Source organism: Nocardioides pelophilus, assembly GCF_014180685.1.
GTDB classification, from domain to species: Bacteria; Actinomycetota; Actinomycetes; order Propionibacteriales; family Nocardioidaceae; genus Nocardioides; species Nocardioides pelophilus.
This window is the reverse complement of the sequence record NZ_JACEHF010000241.1, coordinates 1-4728: the sequence shown is the minus strand read 5'-3', so window position 1 is coordinate 4728 and position 4728 is coordinate 1. Positions and strand designations below refer to the sequence as shown.

The 4728-nt window shown below is 71.1% G+C and carries 5 protein-coding genes; 4 read left to right on the top strand and 1 reads right to left on the bottom strand.

Features of this window, described 5'->3' with window-relative positions; translation table 11 throughout:
- Positions 1–579, top strand: a 579-nt coding sequence (locus tag H0488_RS22160; RefSeq protein ID WP_183101373.1) for a hypothetical protein, incomplete at its 5' end; no start/stop codon positions are given.
- A 10-nt stretch (positions 580–589) separates the two neighbouring features.
- On the opposite strand, the gene H0488_RS22155 is transcribed toward H0488_RS22160, so the two are convergent.
- Positions 590–1582 (bottom strand): YihY/virulence factor BrkB family protein, encoded by a 993-nt coding sequence (locus H0488_RS22155; RefSeq protein ID WP_246372679.1) that lies wholly within the window; start codon positions 1580–1582, stop codon positions 590–592.
- Between the two features lie 175 nt (positions 1583–1757).
- Here H0488_RS22155 and H0488_RS22150 point away from each other — a divergent pair, with 175 nt between their 5' ends.
- The 3 genes from H0488_RS22150 to H0488_RS22140 are packed head-to-tail and all read left to right on the top strand — an operon-like array spanning position 1758 to position 4669.
- Complete coding sequence (locus H0488_RS22150; protein ID WP_183101372.1) at positions 1758–2297, top strand: SigE family RNA polymerase sigma factor; 540 nt, start codon at positions 1758–1760, stop codon at positions 2295–2297.
- Complete coding sequence (locus tag H0488_RS22145; protein ID WP_183101371.1) at positions 2294–3508, top strand: hypothetical protein; 1215 nt, start codon at positions 2294–2296, stop codon at positions 3506–3508. Before H0488_RS22150 ends, H0488_RS22145 begins: the two co-directional genes overlap by 4 nt.
- Before the next feature lie 48 nt (positions 3509–3556).
- Positions 3557–4669 carry a TolB-like translocation protein gene (locus H0488_RS22140; protein ID WP_183101370.1) on the top strand — a complete coding sequence of 371 codons (1113 nt, stop codon included), beginning with the start codon at positions 3557–3559 and terminating at the stop codon, positions 4667–4669.
- Positions 4670–4728 lie beyond the last annotated feature (59 nt).

The following is a 4728-nucleotide window of genomic DNA, read 5'->3' as shown; positions in this document are numbered from 1 at the left end:
GGCGACGGGTTCCTGGCCGTCGACGACCGCATCTTCGAGGGCACCACGGGCCTGGACCGACTCGATGCGCGCGGCCGGCGGGTGGCGGAGCTCGGCACGGTGGCCGGCGCCCCGGTGCTGAGTGCGGACGGCGCGACGCTGCGCTGGATCACGTTCACGCCCCTGGAGGTCTCACCCTCGGAACGACGGCCGACCCGGCTGCACGTGGCCGACGTCGCGACCGGCGAGATCCGGTCGCGGGTCATCCGCCGCGACGTCGACGCCCTGCCCGCGGTGCCGCAGCGCGAGCGCGTCCCGGCCGTCGTGACGAAGGGCGGCGAGCTGGTCGTGGTGGACGACGCGACCGGCGAGCAGGAGCTGGGCCGGATCCCCTCCCCGGGCTCGTGGACCCGCCGGGGTCTCTGGTCAGCGGCATGGGAGGACCGCCGCCACCTCCTGGTCGCGGTGGTCAGCGGCCGCGGTGGTGAGCGAGCGGCCGCGATCGTCCGGTTCGACCTCCGCACCGGCGCCGCGGAGCTCGCGGTCGACTGGCTGCCGATCCAGGACGTCTTCTACGTGACCTTCGAGACCCAACCCTGATCCGCTCGGGTCAGGGCTGCTCGGGCCGCGGGGGCTGGTCGCCCGGCAACGAGTCGGCCTTCACGGCGCCCCGCTGCCCGAGCGGCTCGTCCGGACCCACGGTCGTGTCCTTCGCGGTCTGCTGCTCGGCCTCGGCGTTGATCTCGGCGCCGAGCAGGACGACGTACATCGTCAGCCAGAGCCACAGCAGCAGGACGACGACGCCGGCGAGGGCGCCGTACGTCTTGTTGTAGGAGCCGAAGTTGTCGACGTAGAGCGAGAACCCGAGGCTCGCCACCAGCCAGAGGACCGTCGCGACCACCGCGCCGACCGACACCCACCGGAACTCGGCGTCGTCGCGGTCGGGCGCGACGCGGTAGAGCACCGCGAGGCCGGCCGACATCGCGGCCACGAGCCCGAGCCACCGCAGCGCCTCGAGGCCCCAGCGCACGGGCCCGGCGTCGACCAGGTTGTCGAGCAGCGCGGGCGCGACCGCGACCAGCGAGATGGTCACCACGACGAAGACGATGGCCGCGAGGGTGAGCAGGAAGGAGAGCCCCTTGCGCTTGACGAAGCCGCGGGTCTCCTCCTCGTCGTAGGCGATGTTGATCGCGGTGAGGATGTTGCCGACCCCTCCGGACGCGCTCCACAACGCGAGCACGAGGCTGATCAGCAGGCCGAGCCCGAGCGAGCCGGACGACGTCGACGTGATCGCCTCCAGCTGGGTGGTCAGCAGGCTGGCCGAGTCCGCGGGCAGCGCCGCCGTCAGGTCGTCGACCTGTCGCTGCACGTCGGCGGGATCGCGGACCAGGCCGTAGAGCAGGACCGCCGCGATCATCGCGGGGAAGAGGGCGAGGAACGAGTAGAAGGCGACGCCGGCCGCGAGCAGCGGCACCTGGTCGGACTTCGCCTCCTTCCAGGCCCGCTTCACGACCTGGACCCAGCCACGCCGCGGGATCTCGGCCGGGCTGTCGGCTTGCTCCCCCTGCACCCGGTCCCGGGTCCGCGTCATCTGCGCCGTCATGCCCCGTCGGTACCCGACGGCGGGCGCTCCAAGCCCCGGCCCGGCGGACGACGCGCGGCCAATTGCAACCAATCTCCGACCAGTCGCGTCCTTCACCCGACACAGTTCCACCAGGTGCCGCTGCCAGCGGCTCAAGCAAGGAGACCACCATGGCGCGACCGCGGGGGGCAGACGGATGAGCCGGAAGGACCGCGAGTCGCAGCGGGACGCCGAGTTCACCGAGTACCTCGCCGTACGGCAGCCGAGCCTGCTGCGTACGGCGTACCTGCTGACCGGCGACCGGCACCAGGCGGAGGACATCCTGCAGACGTCGCTGGCCAAGCTGTACCTGGCGTGGGACAAGGTCCACGATCGCGGCGCCGTCGACGCGTACGTCCGCCGGATCATGGTCAACGAGAACAACTCGCTGTGGCGTCGTGCCTGGAAGAAGCGGGAGTACGCCACCGAGGTGATCCCCGAGGGCGACCCGCACCACGACGCGTACGACGACGGCACCAACGACCACCTGTGGCAGGTCGTTCAGACGCTGCCGCCGAAGGCCCGGTCGGTCGTGGTGCTCCGCTACTACGAGCAGATGTCCGAGGCCGAGGTCGCCGACGCGCTCGGCATCTCCGTCGGCACCGTCAAGTCCCAGTGCAGCCGGGCGCTCGCCACCCTCCGTGAGCGCGTGCCCGCCGAGCTCCACCCCCGCTACGGCGAGGAGTCCCCGTCATGAACCACCCGAACGATCCCACCAGCTCCGACACCCCTTGGGAGGAAGCAATGAGCCGCGACTTCGACGCGCGCGTCCGCGACCTCCACGAGGCCCCGCTCGACGTCCTGTCCGTCAAGGGCAAGGCCCGCAAGATCCGCCGCAACCGCCGGGCGGCCGTGGCCGGCAGCGTCCTCGGCGTCGCCGCGATCATCACCCCGATCGCAGTGCTCAGCAACGGCGGCACCACGCAGACGAAGGAGCCCGGCTTCGCGCCCTCGCCGACCGAGTCCCAGACGGTTTCGGACCCCGTCGCCGACGACGCCATCGACTATGTCGTGGGCGGTGTCTGGCACCAGGCCGACGGCGACGACGTGGCGTTGCCGGACGGCAACTACTACAACGCCGCGATCTGGGGCGACCGCCTGGTCGCGATCGAAGCGGGCGCCGAGGTGTTCGGAACGATCGACATCTTCGACGACGCCGGCGACCTCGTGGAGTCGATCGACAATGCGGCCGGCTTCGCCGTCAGCTCCGACGGCACGATCCTGAGCTACACCACCGGCGACGGCGACCTGATCGCCCGCTGGGGCGACGGACCCGACGACCGGGAGATCCTCGCCTCCGACGTGCTCGGCTCGGCGGGCGGTGAGTCGTACGGCGGTGAGCCGGTCTCGGTCATCGGCAGCGCGCCGTGTGAGGCCGAGGCCGGCGACTGCCTGGTGCGCATCAACTCCGACACCAACGGCTGCCGCGGCATCGGGTCGAGCGACGTCCCGCTGCCGGACGACGCGCTGCGCTGCTTCGACGAGCAGGACGCGCTGCTGTCCGCCACCACCGAGATCCGCGACGACGGCGTCACCTGCGGCGGCCTCTGGTCCGCCGACACCGCGACGTACCTGTGGCAGAACTGCGACTACCAAGCACAGGACATCTCGCCCGACGGAGAGCACGTCGTGGGCGCCCCGAGCCAGTACGACGGACTGGGCTACCGCGAGATCTCGATCCTCGACGTCAGGACCGGCGAGGAGTCCGGCCGCTACGCACCGGAGGGCCAGGCCTCGTCCATCTGGTCCGAGGTCGCCTGGACGACGGCGAACACGCTGCTCCTCTCGGTGTACGACGGCGCCAACTGGCACCTGATCGAGCTGGCACCCGACGGTGCCTTCACCGAGCTCGGCGACCCGATCGCCGGCGACGAGTTCGACAGCCCGTACCTGCTGATCCGCCACTGAGCCCCCACTGAGCCCCCACTCAGCCACCCCAGACCGAAGGAAAGACCGATGACCCTCAACCGCCACTCCCGGATCGCCGTCGCGGCGGTGATCGCCCCGCTCGCCGTACTCGCTGTCGCCTGCGGCAACGACTCGGGCAACGGTGACGACGCCGCCTCGGACCCCACCAGCGCGACGTCGTCCGACCCGACCACCCCGGCGAGCGACCCGACCACCTCCGAACCGACGGAACCCCCGAGCGAGCCGGCCGACCCCAGCGGCGTCGACTACGTCCTCGACGGCGTGTGGCACCAGGCCGACGGCGACGAGGTCGACCTGCCGGAGCAGGACTACTACGGCGCCGTGATCTGGAACGACCAACTGGTCGCCACCCGGGTCAGCGGCGAGGTGTTCGCTGCCGCCGACGTGATCGCCGCCGACGGCAGCGTCGTCGAGACCTTCGACACCACCTCCACCGTGGCCGTCAACGAGGCCGGGACCACGATCGCCTGGATCGACACCGACGGCGAGGTCATGACGGCCTGGCAGGGCGACCAGGTGTCCATGGGCAGCGTCGACCTCTCCGCGCCCGGCGAGACGGTCGCGTACTTCACCGCGGCCGTGACCGGCGGCCCGAACTGCTACGAGGTCGAGGACGGCTGCGTGGTGTTCGTGAACTCCGGCGTCGGCGAGGCCGAGACGTTCGACTCCCACGGCATCAACGACAACCCGGTGCCGTTCGTCGTCGAGTTCAGCGACGTCTCCGGCGACAACCTGGTCAGCTTCGTCGACAAGATCGAGGACGCCGGCTCCTGCGGCGGACTCGTCGACCTGGAGCAGACCGACAACCGGCCGGAGTGGCGGACCTGCGACTACGAACCCGCGCAGATCTCGCCGGACAGCACGCACGTCATCGGCCTGCCGAGCTACTACGACGGCCTCGGCATCCCCACCGTCACGGTGCTCGACGCCAAGACCGGCGAGCCCACCGGCCAGTACTCCGTCGAGGGCGGCTTCATCTCCCAGTGGGCCTGGTCGACCGACGGCCACGTCGTCTTCGACGCGTACGACGGCGCCCGGTGGCACCTGTTCGCCATGGCCCCCGACGGCGCGGTCGCCGAGATCGCCGAGCCCACAAAGGGCAAGGAGTTCAACAGCCCGTTCACGGTCATCGACCACTGACCTCCACGCAGCCACCGGCCGGCCCGACAAGCTCGGGCCGGCCGGGTGCGTCTCCCCAC

What these genes read in the sequence shown, in the direction of transcription:
- H0488_RS22155 (WP_246372679.1), bottom strand. Translation starts at nt 1,582, where the DNA reads ATGACGGCGCAGATGACGCGGACCCGGGACCGGGTGCAGGGGGAGCAA.
- H0488_RS22150 (WP_183101372.1), top strand. Translation starts at nt 1,758, where the DNA reads ATGAGCCGGAAGGACCGCGAGTCGCAGCGGGACGCCGAGTTCACCGAG.
- H0488_RS22145 (WP_183101371.1), top strand. Translation starts at nt 2,294, where the DNA reads ATGAACCACCCGAACGATCCCACCAGCTCCGACACCCCTTGGGAGGAA.
- H0488_RS22140 (WP_183101370.1), top strand. Translation starts at nt 3,557, where the DNA reads ATGACCCTCAACCGCCACTCCCGGATCGCCGTCGCGGCGGTGATCGCC.